General features: G+C 38.0%; 14 protein-coding genes and 1 riboswitch. Of the genes, 10 read left to right on the top strand and 4 right to left on the bottom strand.

Annotated elements, in window-relative coordinates:
* Window positions 1-45: 45 nt before the first annotated feature.
* Complete coding sequence (locus LZP85_RS07660; protein ID WP_234562133.1) at window positions 46-591, bottom strand: dihydrofolate reductase family protein; 546 nt, start codon at window positions 589-591, stop codon at window positions 46-48.
* Window positions 592-691: 100 nt separating this feature from the next.
* Between LZP85_RS07660 and LZP85_RS07665 the strand changes: the two genes are divergently transcribed.
* From LZP85_RS07665 to LZP85_RS07675, 3 genes are all read left to right on the top strand, one after another.
* Window positions 692-1,624, top strand: coding sequence for a helix-turn-helix transcriptional regulator (locus LZP85_RS07665; protein WP_206833461.1), 933 nt, complete (start codon window positions 692-694; stop codon window positions 1,622-1,624).
* 68 nt (window positions 1,625-1,692) lie between these two features.
* A complete protein-coding gene (locus tag LZP85_RS07670) occupies window positions 1,693-2,688 on the top strand; it encodes an LLM class flavin-dependent oxidoreductase (RefSeq protein WP_083686519.1) in 996 nt (331 codons plus the stop codon).
* Between the two features lie 59 nt (window positions 2,689-2,747).
* Window positions 2,748-3,479 (top strand): polyphosphate kinase 2 family protein, encoded by a 732-nt coding sequence (locus tag LZP85_RS07675; RefSeq protein ID WP_025910478.1) that lies wholly within the window; start codon window positions 2,748-2,750, stop codon window positions 3,477-3,479.
* A gap of 35 nt (window positions 3,480-3,514) precedes the next feature.
* On the opposite strand, the gene LZP85_RS07680 is transcribed toward LZP85_RS07675, so the two are convergent.
* Together LZP85_RS07680 and LZP85_RS07685 are read right to left on the bottom strand one after the other, a co-directional pair.
* Window positions 3,515-5,134 carry an ABC-F family ATP-binding cassette domain-containing protein gene (locus LZP85_RS07680; RefSeq protein ID WP_025910477.1) on the bottom strand — a complete coding sequence of 540 codons (1,620 nt, stop codon included), beginning with the start codon at window positions 5,132-5,134 and terminating at the stop codon, window positions 3,515-3,517.
* Window positions 5,135-5,413: 279 nt separating this feature from the next.
* A complete protein-coding gene (locus LZP85_RS07685; protein ID WP_025910476.1) occupies window positions 5,414-5,854 on the bottom strand; it encodes a YtoQ family protein in 441 nt (146 codons plus the stop codon).
* Window positions 5,855-6,000: 146 nt separating this feature from the next.
* On the opposite strand from LZP85_RS07685, the gene LZP85_RS07690 reads away from it, so the two are divergent.
* The 4 genes from LZP85_RS07690 to LZP85_RS07705 all read left to right on the top strand — a co-directional run bounded on the left by LZP85_RS07690 (window position 6,001) and on the right by LZP85_RS07705 (window position 9,717).
* Window positions 6,001-6,912, top strand: a complete 912-nt coding sequence (locus LZP85_RS07690; RefSeq protein WP_025910475.1) for an ABC transporter ATP-binding protein — start codon at window positions 6,001-6,003, stop codon at window positions 6,910-6,912.
* Window positions 6,905-7,666, top strand: coding sequence for an ABC transporter permease (locus tag LZP85_RS07695; RefSeq protein WP_206833462.1), 762 nt, complete (start codon window positions 6,905-6,907; stop codon window positions 7,664-7,666). Before LZP85_RS07690 ends, LZP85_RS07695 begins: the two co-directional genes overlap by 8 nt.
* Before the next feature lie 113 nt (window positions 7,667-7,779).
* A riboswitch (SAM riboswitch) is annotated at window positions 7,780-7,883 on the top strand.
* 78 nt (window positions 7,884-7,961) lie between these two features.
* Complete coding sequence (locus LZP85_RS07700; protein ID WP_061785254.1) at window positions 7,962-9,272, top strand: Na+/H+ antiporter NhaC family protein; 1,311 nt, start codon at window positions 7,962-7,964, stop codon at window positions 9,270-9,272.
* Window positions 9,273-9,369: 97 nt separating this feature from the next.
* Window positions 9,370-9,717: an avidin-fold protein gene (locus tag LZP85_RS07705; protein WP_182840813.1), complete on the top strand. Its 348-nt coding sequence runs from the start codon at window positions 9,370-9,372 to the stop codon at window positions 9,715-9,717.
* A gap of 20 nt (window positions 9,718-9,737) precedes the next feature.
* Here the strand turns inward: LZP85_RS07705 and LZP85_RS07710 are convergent, their stop codons facing one another.
* Entirely contained in the window at window positions 9,738-9,881 is a 144-nt protein-coding gene (locus LZP85_RS07710) for a hypothetical protein (RefSeq protein ID WP_153301172.1), read from the bottom strand.
* A gap of 78 nt (window positions 9,882-9,959) precedes the next feature.
* Between LZP85_RS07710 and LZP85_RS07715 the strand changes: the two genes are divergently transcribed.
* The 3 genes from LZP85_RS07715 to splB all read left to right on the top strand — a co-directional run bounded on the left by LZP85_RS07715 (window position 9,960) and on the right by splB (window position 12,377).
* The gene (locus LZP85_RS07715) at window positions 9,960-10,919 is read left to right on the top strand and encodes a LacI family DNA-binding transcriptional regulator (protein ID WP_119542794.1); all 960 of its coding nucleotides are present in this window, start codon (window positions 9,960-9,962) and stop codon (window positions 10,917-10,919) included.
* A 70-nt stretch (window positions 10,920-10,989) separates the two neighbouring features.
* Entirely contained in the window at window positions 10,990-11,232 is a 243-nt protein-coding gene (locus tag LZP85_RS07720) for a transcriptional regulator SplA domain-containing protein (RefSeq protein ID WP_119542795.1), read from the top strand.
* A 116-nt stretch (window positions 11,233-11,348) separates the two neighbouring features.
* Window positions 11,349-12,377 (top strand): spore photoproduct lyase, encoded by a 1,029-nt coding sequence (gene splB, locus LZP85_RS07725; protein WP_076513187.1) that lies wholly within the window; start codon window positions 11,349-11,351, stop codon window positions 12,375-12,377.
* Window positions 12,378-12,441: the final 64 nt, after the last annotated feature.

A 12,441-nucleotide genomic window follows, 5' to 3' on the forward strand; every position in this document is an offset into this window, starting at 1 on the left:
TAAAAGTTATGAACTCTCAATCGTTCAGGTATAGTAAGGACCGAACTACTTATGTCTCAGTCTCTTCTTATCATTCACAAATTTAAGAAAAACAAATCCAGAAGGATAAATTTTTGAATCAATTAACGAAAGTGGCGTGTCAGCTACATTTCCTTGAAAGAGAGGAATGCCACTTCCTAGCAATATAGGCTTTTGAAAGATCCAATACTCATCAATTAAGTTTTCATTTAAAAATAGTGCATTTAGTGACCCGCCCCCTACAAGAAAGATGTTTTTCCCTTCCAGATTCTTTAATTCGGTGACTTTGTCGTGAACTTCTGTAGGTGAGATGAACGTTATATCTTCAGATTTGCCGACCTTTTTTGTTGTCACTACAAATACTTCCTTTCCCTTATAAGGAAACTCGCCGAACGTTAATACTTGTTCGTACGTGTGTCGACCCATAAATACGGTATCAATGCTTTCATCAAATTCATTATATCCATAATCTTCGTTTGTTTCATTCTCCACTAGCCAATCAATTTTTCCGTTTTCACGCGCAATAAATCCATCAATTGTAGTTGCAATATATAAAATTACTTTTCTTGTCATGCCATGTTCCTCCTTAGCAAATCGCTATTATATTTTACCCGCTTCGTGTATGATAATAACATTTAAATGCGTCAAAAACTGTCATAGATAGGTGAATATTATGAAAACAAAAAAGTTATTTGAACTGATGTTTTATATTAATGCGAAGCGCTATTTTACTGCTAGAGAAGTTGCAGAAGAGTTTGATATGTCTGTGCGTACTGTTCAGCGCTACTTATTGGATTTACAGGAGCTAGGGGTTCCTTTATATGCTGAAAAAGGAAAATATGGCGGCTATCGTGTTTTGAACAATCGCGTATTGCCTCCTTTATTCTTTTCTGAGGAAGAAGGAAAAATGATGTATTTTTTACTTGAAATGATCACTCATTATCCTACAATCCCGTTTCAAGTAGATACTCAGAGGGTAAAAACAAAGTTTTATACTCATTTACCTGCAGATGTAAGAAATCAGCTAGAACAGATAAAAGATTTTGTTGTATTTTTAACGCCAAATCGTTCAGAGGAAGCCCCCCTTTTAAAAGACTTATTGCTATCAGCAATGAAGCATAAAAAAATAGCGATTCAGTATGAAAGTAAAACAGGGATAAAGGGGCATATTGTTAAACCAATTGGTATTTATGCGCATGAAGGTCTATGGTACTTTCCGGCATATAGCTATAAAAAAGAAAAAATCCTGCTTTTTCGTGCAGATAGGGTAAAAAAAATAGAGAACTTAGGTGAAGATTTTACGGAATCGCTAACGTTAAAGAAATGGTTAGCTCAAGACTGTATTCCCAAAAAGGCTCTATTGTTGCATATTGAAATAACAAAAGAAGGCGTGCGGTTAGCAAGTGCAAATCCTAGCTTAGGACCTCATATAACCATAAATAACGATGGAACGGGAACAATAAAATCAGTAATTGGTCGAGATGACCTTGATTTTACGGCAAATATATTGCTGAATTTAGGACGTTATGCAGAAGTAATTGAACCAAAAGAATTACGGGAGTCCTTAAAAAAGAAAGCAACTGAAATTGTAAATATGTATACATAAATGACTAAGCAAAATAACGGACGAGCAAGCCTCTTTCTTTTAAAATAAAAGCAAAGGAAGTGATATCAATTATGATTTTAAGCGTATTAGATCAGTCTCCAATATCAAGCGGCCAAACAGCAAAAGATGCGCTTGCTCAGACGGTACAGCTAGCAAAGTGGACAGAAAGACTAGGATATCATCGCTTTTGGGTAGCTGAACATCATAATACAAATGGGTTAGCAGGCTCTTCGCCACTTTTATTAATGACTCATTTGGCATCTCAAACAAGTTCGATTCGAATTGGCTCTGGAGGCGTGCTTCTCCCTCAATACAGCCCATATAAAGTGGCTGAAGACGTACAGTTATTAGAGAATTTGTTTCCAGGGCGAATTGACTTGGGATTAGGTCGATCTCCAGGAGGCGATGCACTAACGAGGTTAGCATTAACAGACGGAGTACGAAAAAGTCTGAATGAATTTCCACGTCAAATTCAAGCGCTACAGGGACATTTGCTGCAAAACCTTCCTGAAAATCACCCTTATTACGGGGTAACAGCTTATCCCAAAAGTGATACTAAGCCTGAGATGTGGCAGCTAGGCATTAACAAACGAGGTGCGCGAGCAGCTGGGGAACTTGGCGTTTCCTTTACGTTTGGTCACTTTATTTCTCCTATTGGAGGAAAAGAAGCCCTGAAACACTATCGACAAGAATACGTTCCATCAGACTATCAGCAAGTGCCTCACACGAACGTTTGCGTATTTGTGGTGTGTGCTGATACAGACGAAGAAGCGGAGCAACATGCCAAAACGCTTGATGATTGGTTGCTCAAAGTAGAAAAAGGAAAAGATACAAAGGTTTCTTCTATTAATGAAGTCAACCAGCGCGTGTATTCTGAATATGAGAAACAAAAAATAAAGAAAAATAGGAGTCGAATGATTGTAGGATCTACAGAAACTGTTCATGCTAAATTGTTACGCTTACAAAATGAATATAATAACGATGAATTCTTAATCATTACTAACATTCACGATTTCCAGGCGAAGCTACATTCTTATGAGCTCATTAGCAAGATGTTTCAATAACATAATTACAGCCTAGAACGTTCATACTATACTACTGACTAGTAGGTAGGAGTGATTATATGAATTTAGAAGATATTGATCTGTCTAAAAAGATTTCATCTAAAAAAGAATATAAAAAAAAGCTAAAATCTTTGCAGCTACGCTTATTGCGGTTAGAACACATTATCTATATGGAAAAGGTACCTATTATATTTGCGTTTGAAGGGTGGGATGCGGCAGGGAAAGGGGGAGCTATTAAGCGTATTACACAAAAGTTGGACCCCCGAGGCTTTCACGTGTATCCGATTAGTGCACCAACTGATGATGAACGTAGGTATCACTATCTTCATCGCTTTTGGACAAGATTGCCGCACGCTGGGCAAATAGCTTTATTTGATCGTTCTTGGTATGGACGCGTACTCGTCGAGCGCGTTGAAAATTTAATTTCAACAAGTGAGTGGGGAAGGGCGTACGAAGAGATTAATCAGTTTGAGCGTACGTTAACGGATAACGGCTATATTGTAGCAAAGTTTTGGTTCCACATTAGTAAGGATGAGCAGCTCAAGCGCTTTAAAGAAAGGGAAGCGGATCCTTTCAAACGCTGGAAGTTAACAGAAGAAGATTGGCGTAATCGAAAAAAGTGGGACGAGTATGAAGAAGCGGTAGAGCATATGTTTAAATATACGAATACGAATCAAGCTCCGTGGTTTGTTATTGCAGGTAACGATAAGCAATATGCGCGAGTCAAAACCTTAAGCGTGATGATTTCTTACTTTGAACAAAAATTGATGGAGCGTGGAATTCAAGTATAGTAAAAAGGTGACGAATATTCGTCACCTTTTTATGATTAAGCGTACATACCTTTAACTTGTTTTTGTAAGTCTGTGTTTGTTAGGTATTCATCATATGTTGTTTGCTTATCAACCACTCCGTTTGGCGTGATTTCAATAATGCGATTCGCAATTGTTTCAACGAACTGATGGTCATGAGATGTGAAAATCATTGCACCTTTATAGCTCATTAATCCGTTATTTAATGCCGTAATCGATTCTAAGTCTAAGTGGTTGGTAGGATCGTCTAAAAGAAGAACGTTTGAACCACTTAGCATCATTTTAGAAAGCATACAGCGAACCTTTTCGCCTCCAGATAATACATTGGCTTTCTTTAGTACTTCTTCACCAGAGAATAACATTCTTCCTAGGAATCCACGAAGGAAGCTTTCGCTTTCATCTTGTGGTGAGTATTGGCGTAACCACTCAACTAAGTTTAAGTCGCTATTCTCAAAGTACTCAGAGTTATCTTTCGGGAAGAACGATTGAGATGTTGTTACACCCCATTTAAATGTACCGCTATCTGCTTCCATTTCACCCATTAGAATCTTCATAAGCGTTGAGTTTGCAATTTCGTTACGGCCAACTAACGCAATTTTATCTTCTCGATTCATTGTAAAACTTACGTTATCTAGTACCTTAACACCATCAATGATTTTTGTTAAACCTTCAACTCGCAGTACGTCGTTTCCAATTTCACGCTCTGGCGTAAAGTTTACGTATGGGTAACGACGAGAAGATGGACGGATATCATCTAACGTAATTTTATCAAGTAATTTTTTACGAGATGTTGCCTGCTTTGATTTTGATGCATTGGCGCTAAAACGAGCGACAAACGCCTGAAGTTCTTTAATTTTTTCTTCTTTTTTCTTATTAGCATCAGATGCCATTTTTTGAGCGAGCTGGCTAGATTCATACCAGAAGTCGTAGTTACCAACGTAAACTTGAATTTTACCAAAATCTAAATCCGCAATGTGCGTACACACTTTGTTCAAGAAGTGACGGTCATGGGATACAACGATTACTGTGTTTTCAAAGTTAATTAAAAACTCTTCTAACCACTGAATTGCCTGAATATCTAAGTTATTGGTCGGCTCATCTAGTAGTAAAACGTCAGGTTTGCCAAATAAAGCTTGAGCAAGTAATACTTTTACTTTTTCACTACCTGTCAGCTCAGCCATTTTTTTATCGTGAAGATCTTCAGAAACGCCTAAACCTTTTAAAAGAATCGCTGCTTCAGATTCAGCTTCCCAACCGTTAAGTTCAGCAAATTCACCTTCAAGCTCAGCTGCTTTCATTCCATCTTCATCAGTGAAGTCAGCTTTCATATAAATAGCATCCTTCTCTTGCATCACTTCATATAAGCGAGCGTGACCCATAATAACGGTTTTTAATACTTCATATTCTTCGTATTCGAAATGGTTTTGTTTTAAGAACGCTAGGCGTTCGCCAGGTCCCATATGTACATCACCAGTTTGTGACTCAAGTTCACCAGATAAAATTTTCAAAAATGTTGACTTTCCAGCACCGTTCGCTCCAATCAATCCGTAGCAGTTACCAGGCGTAAACTTAATGTTTACATCTTCAAATAACTTACGGTCTGCAAAACGTAGGCTTACATTACTAACTGTAATCATGTATGAGCAATCCTCCAAATTCAATATCTATCAAATTATATCATTCTTTCTTTACAAGAGCGATATCAATAGCAATAAATTGAACATAAAGTGTACATGAACCAAGGAATAACGTCAAGGAGGCTCAGCTTTTACTCTATTTCTGGCAGGAGCCGAATGTCTTACGCTCCATTCCACAAGTTTTTTAACTTGTTTTGGGAACGAACAAAAAATATCCGAACGATTGCAGGTTAGCGATCGTTCGGATATCTCATTAACTAAAATACTTATGAATCAGCCTTATTCAAAGATATAAGCCAGTGCACGAATTGCTTGGTCTGGTGTTTCAACGACAACTTGTGCTTTGTTTGAAAGTTCTTTTAAAGGATGGTGCAGTTTTTCTGGACGTACAAGGATAAGGGGCTTGTTAAATGCAACGGCTGTAGCCGCGTCCATTGCGCTATTCCACTGTTTGTATTTTTCACCGAAAAGCGCAATGACTACGTCGGATTTCTTAAGCAGTACTTCTGTGCGCAAGTTGTTAAAAGCTGAAGCGGCTTCATCTTTTAAAATAGCTGAGTCTTGTTTACCTAAAATGACTTCGCCGATATTATCCGAGCGATCATGGTCCGTCATCGGTCCTACAAACGTAATTGGAAGCTTTAAGTCCTCCGCTTGCTTTTTGATATCGTCTCTCCAATTATCATGAATTTGTCCTGCTAAATAAACGACTAATTCCATAACGGCATCCCCTTTATAAAAAAATATATATACGTATAGCTTACCAAAAAAATGAAAAATAAACGAATGGTTTGTTTTAATCTAGACAAATACCTCAAAACAAGGAAAAATAAAAGACGGATTACATAGAAGAGAGGATGAACATTATGTCAGAGAGAGAGGTACTACAGGTTCATAACGTCACGAAAAAGATTGGCAATAAAATTATTTTGGATAACGTATCATTGTCTGTGCGAAAAGGAGAAATCTTTGGGTTACTAGGTCCAAACGGTTCGGGTAAAACTACGCTTATTCGAGCAGTTGTAGGTTTAGTAAGTTCAACAGGAGACGTTACCATTAACAATCATGACCAGCGCAAACAATTTAATGAAGCTGTCAAATCAATTGGTGCAATCATTGAAAACCCGGAGTTTTATGGATATTTGACAGGTTATCAAAATTTAAAGCATTTTGCACGAATGCACGGTGTGTCTGCAAATCGAATCGATGAAGTGGTCGAGCTAACAAGGTTAGAAAAAAGCATTCACCAACCGGTAAAGACTTATTCACTCGGAATGCGTCAGCGCCTCGGAGTTGCACAAGCTATTCTACATAAACCGTCACTACTGCTACTAGATGAGCCTACTAACGGCTTGGATCCAGCAGGAATGATTGAATTTAAAACATATTTAAAGCGGTTGTGCAAAGAAGAAGGAATTTCAATTCTTATTGCTAGCCATTTGTTGAAAGAAGTGGAAGCCTTGTGTGATCGCGTAGGGATTATTCAAGACGGCAGACTGCTATCTGTTCAAGAATTAGCTAAGCGTAATACAGAAGAGAACCTAACGATTGTATTTGCAGTTGATGCTGTAGAAAAAGCGGAAAATCTGCTATCAAATCAAGGCTACACTTGTGCAATAAAAGAAAAGCAGCTTTCTGTACAAGCTCAACCGAAAGAGGCTGCTGCTATTAATAAACTTCTAGTGGAAGAAGGCATTGAAGTATACCAAATTACTCCAATTTATGAATCGCTAGAACAATCGTTTATGTCTGTTACGGGAGGAGATTTCAATGCTTAATTTAATACAAAATGAACATATGAAGTGGTTTATGAAAAAAAGCACGAAAGTCGTATTTCTGGCAATTGCTGTCTTAACGCTTGGAATGGCTCTTATAATGAGAGCTATTACAACGAATGCTGGAATTACAGAAACGTTGCCAGGCTTTGTTGCTTTCACTTCAAACTTTTTAATTATTGTCCAATTTTTTGCTGTAGCCGCTGCTGGATCGATTGTTGCATCTGAATTTGAAAAAGGAACGATTAAACTTCTATTAATTCGTCCTAAGAGTCGCTCAACTATTCTTTTATCCAAATACCTGACTAGCGTTTTTATTAGCTTGTACTATTTGGCTGCCTTCTTTTTATTTTCAATCATTTGGGGGATTATTTTCTTTTCAGGAGGAGCTTTTAATGGTCAAGAAGGACAAGGTATCTGGATTGCATATGGTGTTTCATATCTTGAAACCTTTATGATGGTTACTTTTGCGTTTATGCTATCGTCGGTATTCAGAAATAGTGCATTAGCAGTTGGTCTTGGCATTGTTGTTGGAGTAGGAGCAAAAATGCTTGCTGGAATTTTATCTGAGTTTCAAGTACAGTGGGGAATTATTTTACTGTTTGCTAACACCAACCTTAGTCAATATATGGATGGAAATCAAACGTATTTCCCTGGGATGACCCTACCGTTTTCTCTATTTATTATTATAGCTCATCTAATCTTCTTTGTTGGAACGGCTTGGCTGTTTTTCTTAAAGCGAGACGTAGCGAATTGATATTTGAATTTTCTTTCTTTTTGTTTTTCTACAATAGTGTTTGACAAGGAAAGTAAAAGATATTAAAGTAGTTAAGAGTTAATTTTGAATAATAAATTTAAAAAATATTATACTTCTTATCAAGAGAGACGGAGGGACTGGCCCGATGATGTCTCGGCAACTGACTCACAGAGTGCGGTGCCAAATCCAGCAAACAATTTTGTTTGAAAGATGAGAAGAGCGTATTCTTATAAAGAATTATAAGAGGGCCTCTTCTTGATGAAGAGGTCTTTTATTTATGCAAAGAGGTGTAAACATGGGAAAACAAAAAGAAAACGGCTGGGCACTGCTGCCGCTAGGAGTATTTCTAGCTTTGTTTGTAGGCTCGGGGATTATTACAGGTGATTTTTATAAGCTTCCTGTACTTGTAGCAATTATCGTAGCGGCTATCGTTGCCTTAGCGATGAACCGGAAAGAAACGCTAAATGCGAAGGTTGAGCGCTTTGCTAAAGGCGCAGGTCATCCGGACTTGATGATTATGGTCTTTATCTTTATTCTGGCGGGCGCTTTTTCAGAAGTAGCAAGCGGCATGGGAGCGGTTGATTCAACGGTTAACCTTGCTTTATCTGTTTTGCCACAAAGCTTGCTTGTTGTTGGATTATTCTTTATCGGTGCTTTTATCTCACTTGCGATGGGTACTTCTACTGGTACCATTGCGGCTCTAGCACCAATTGCAGTTGGAGTAAGTGCTGAAACGGATATTTCTGCAGCACTAGCCGTAGCAGCCGTTATCGGCGGTGCAATGTTTGGAGATAATTTATCCATTATTTCTGATACAACAATTGCTGCGGTTCGTACGCAAAAAACAAAAATGAACGATAAATTTAAAGTGAATTTTCTAATTGTATTACCAGCAGCAATTATTACAATGGTTCTTTTATTAGTAATGACGCTTGGAAATAATTCTAATGTAGATGTTGAAAGTTTTAGCTTTGTAAAAATGCTTCCTTATATAGGAGTGCTGGTTGCAGCATTGCTTGGATTAAATGTGTTAGCAATTTTAACAGGGGGTATTGTTGTAGCTGGAATTATTGGATTGGCAGACGGAAGCTATACGCTAGCAACCTTTGCAAAAGCTATTACAACAGGAATTGGCGGTATGGCTGAACTCATTATTCTCAGCATCTTAATTGGTGGAGTCGTTGAACTTATTAAGTATAATGGAGGGATCCATTTCTTGCTTGGGCTATTAACACGTAATATTAAAACAAGAAAAGGCGCAGAGTTTAGTATTGCTGGATTAGTAAGCGCGACAAATCTTTCGACAGCTAATAACACAATTTCAATTATTACGGTCGGGTCTTTAGCAAAAGAGATTGCAGATGAATACGAAATCGATAACCGTAAGTCAGCAAGTATACTTGACTTATTTTCATGTAGCGTGCAGGGACTTGTTCCATATGGAGCGCAAATGCTAATTGCATCAGAATTTGCAAAAGTATCCTCAGTTGAACTAATGCCATTCGCATTTTATCCAATCTTAACAGCGATATTTGGAATTTTAGCGATTGTCTTTAATTATCCAAAGCTTACTCATAAACAACCTGCTAAAAAACAAATAGCTTAATTTCATCATTTCATTAGATGACATCAACCGGAAAGAAGGGTTGATGTCATCTTTTTTTAGAGTTAAAATGTTAGAATATTGAAAAAGAGGTGAAAGGATGATTTGTTTTAGGAATCGAGTGTTTCGATCTGTACAGAATACGGATAACGGTGAAGTATCTTCTCATACGACCTTTCGCTATGAGCAAGAAGGCAGAATTATTCACGCAACGTATGAAGGTGGAGACATTTTATACGGGACGTTAGTTGGGACTATAGACGAAAAGAGCTGTCTTACATTCCGCTATCAGCATGTTAACATAGCTTATGAAATTCGCGGAGGCACATGCTTTTCTACACCGGAGGTTTTGCCAGACGGAAGGATTCGCCTACATGAAGAGTGGCAATGGTTAGATATAGATCAGACAAAAGGTCGATCAATCACTGAAGAGGTTGTACATAAATAATTAGAAAAAGCGATAGGTTTCTATCGCTTTTTTGAATCGTAAAAATCATAAAAATCTTCGAATTCAACCTCCTTCCATAAATCTGGTTTTTGCTTTAAAGCTACCATAGCTAGTAAAAGTTCAACTCCGCATAAAACAAATAAAATAACCAATCCAAGCATCATTTATGACCACCTTTCGTTATAATAAAAACAGCATAAATGATGAAACGCGTTTCAGAACAAGAGCAAAAGGAGAGAAAAATGGTAAATATTCGAGATATTGCAAAGAAAGCTGGGGTATCCGTTTCTACCGTATCGCGAGTTTTGAACAATCACCCTTATGTAAGCGAAGAGAAGCGAGAGCGTGTACAAGCAGTCGTGGATGAGCTCAACTATGAGCAAAATAGCAATGCGGTTACTTTATCAAAAGGAAAGACTAATCGGATTGCAGTTGTTCTTCCATTTATTAATCACCCATACTTTAGCGTCATACTTGAAGGGATTTCAAAGCAAGCACTTAGCGCTCACTGTCAGCTTGTATTGTGCCAAACAGCTTACGATGTAAAGAAGGAAATTGAAGCACTTCATATGTTGAAAACCAAGCAGGTAGATGGTGTCATCATTTGCTCTAGAGCAAATGATTGGAGTGTTCTTAACGAGTATCAATCGTATGGCCCTGTTGTTGTATGCGAAGACGGAACAGCTAAAAAGGTGTCGTCCGTGTACGTTAATCATTACGCAGCTTTTGAAAAAGCCCTATCTTACCTGCATGAGCACGGACATCAGAAAATTGGTTACTGCGTAGGCAGGATGAGTGGTACAAACAGTGAACAGCGAGCTAATGCTTACGGTGATTTTATGAAGAGGTTGCAAGAACCGATACGAGAAGAGTGGGTATTCACAGATTGCTTATACATAACAGATGGAGATATGATTGTAGATCGTTTGCTTGCAATGGACGACCGGCCAACAGGATTGCTTGTTACCAATGATCAGCTTGCAGTAGGAGTTATAACTCGCTGTAAGAAAGAAGGTTTATCAGTGCCCAAAGACATTGCGATTATTGGGTTTGATAATCATCCGTTAACAGCTTATTTAGACATTACTACTATTCAGCTACCACTTTTTGAAATGGGGGAGCATTTATTTAAACTTGTGCTTGATAAAAGTCTTCAATACATTGAACTTCCTTTTCAGCTTATTGAACGTCAGACAGTGTAAAAAAGCACCATTATAAAATCACTATGTGCGGACACTATAGAAATAAAGCTGAAATAGAGAAGGTGACATAATGAAAAAAGAATATCATGTTGGGGACCAAGTTTTTGTGATCTATCGAAACCCTCATACGGCAAACGTAGCCAATATTACGCAGGGAGAAGTAGTTCAGCATCCTGAAAATAACAGCGACGTTGCGCTGCTTTTACATGAGTCGTATCACTTATTATCAGATGATGATGCGATATACACAAGCTATGAAGAAGCAGAACGAGCATATAACGAACTATTTGATTACGAACCGTACGAAGGCTAAAAAAAAGGCGCTGTTTAAACAGCGTCTTTTTTTTAGCCTACATTTAACAGGCATATGCCATTCCTTTTTTCGAACACTAAATGTTATGAAGTGAAAAGTAAAGGGAAGTGATGAATGTGATAAAACCGTTTGTACCGCAATTAGTATATATTGAGCCACGTGCTTTAGAATATCCGCTAGGCGTAGAGCTAAAAGATAAATTTGAAAAAATGGGCATTGAAATTCGCGAAACAACGTCTCATAACCAGGTTCGAAATATTCCTGGAGACAATCACCTGCAAAAGTATCGCAATGCAAAATCAACGCTTGTTGTGGGTGTGCGTAAAACGCTAAATTTTGATACGTCCAAGCCTTCGGCAGAATACGCAATTCCTTTTGCAACAGGGTGTATGGGACACTGTCACTATTGTTATTTACAAACGACGATGGGAAGTAAGCCGTACATCAGAACGTATGTAAATGTAGAAGAAATTCTAGATAGAGCTGAGCAATACATGAAAGAACGAGCACCACAAATTACGCGTTTTGAGGCTGCGTGTACGTCTGACATTGTAGGTATTGATCACTTAACTCATACGCTCAAGCATGCCATTGAATATTTTGGAGAAAGCGATTTAGGACAACTTCGCTTTGTGACAAAGTTTCATCATGTAGATCACCTTCTTGATGCTAAACATAACGGTAAAACGCGCTTTCGTTTCAGCGTGAATGCTGATTATGTTATTAAATATTTTGAACCTGGAACGTCACCGTTAGATTACCGAATTGAAGCAGCGAACAAAGTGGCAAAAGCGGGGTATCCTCTGGGGTTTATCGTAGCACCTATCTATATCCATGAGGGATGGAGAGATGGGTATCGCGAGCTATTTGAAAAGCTGGATGCTTCCATTCCACAGGAATCGCGTGATGATATTACATTTGAAATGATTCAGCATCGATTTACAAAACCAGCCAAACGTGTCATTGAAAAGAACTATCCAAAGTCTAAGCTACAAATGAATGAAGAAGAGCGTCGCTATAAGTGGGGACGCTATGGGATTGGAAAGTATGTGTATACAAAGGACGAAGAGCATGAGCTTCGTGAAACGCTTGAATACTATATTGGTCAATTCTTTCCAAATGCAAAAATTGAATACTTTACATGAGCAGAAAGTGCAGGCATTTTTAGCCTGCACTTTTTATTGTTAAATTGAAAAAAGAGATATCCTA

It is taken from the genome of Priestia flexa (assembly GCF_021441905.1).
In the GTDB taxonomy this organism is placed as follows: Bacteria; Bacillota; Bacilli; order Bacillales; family Bacillaceae_H; genus Priestia; species Priestia flexa.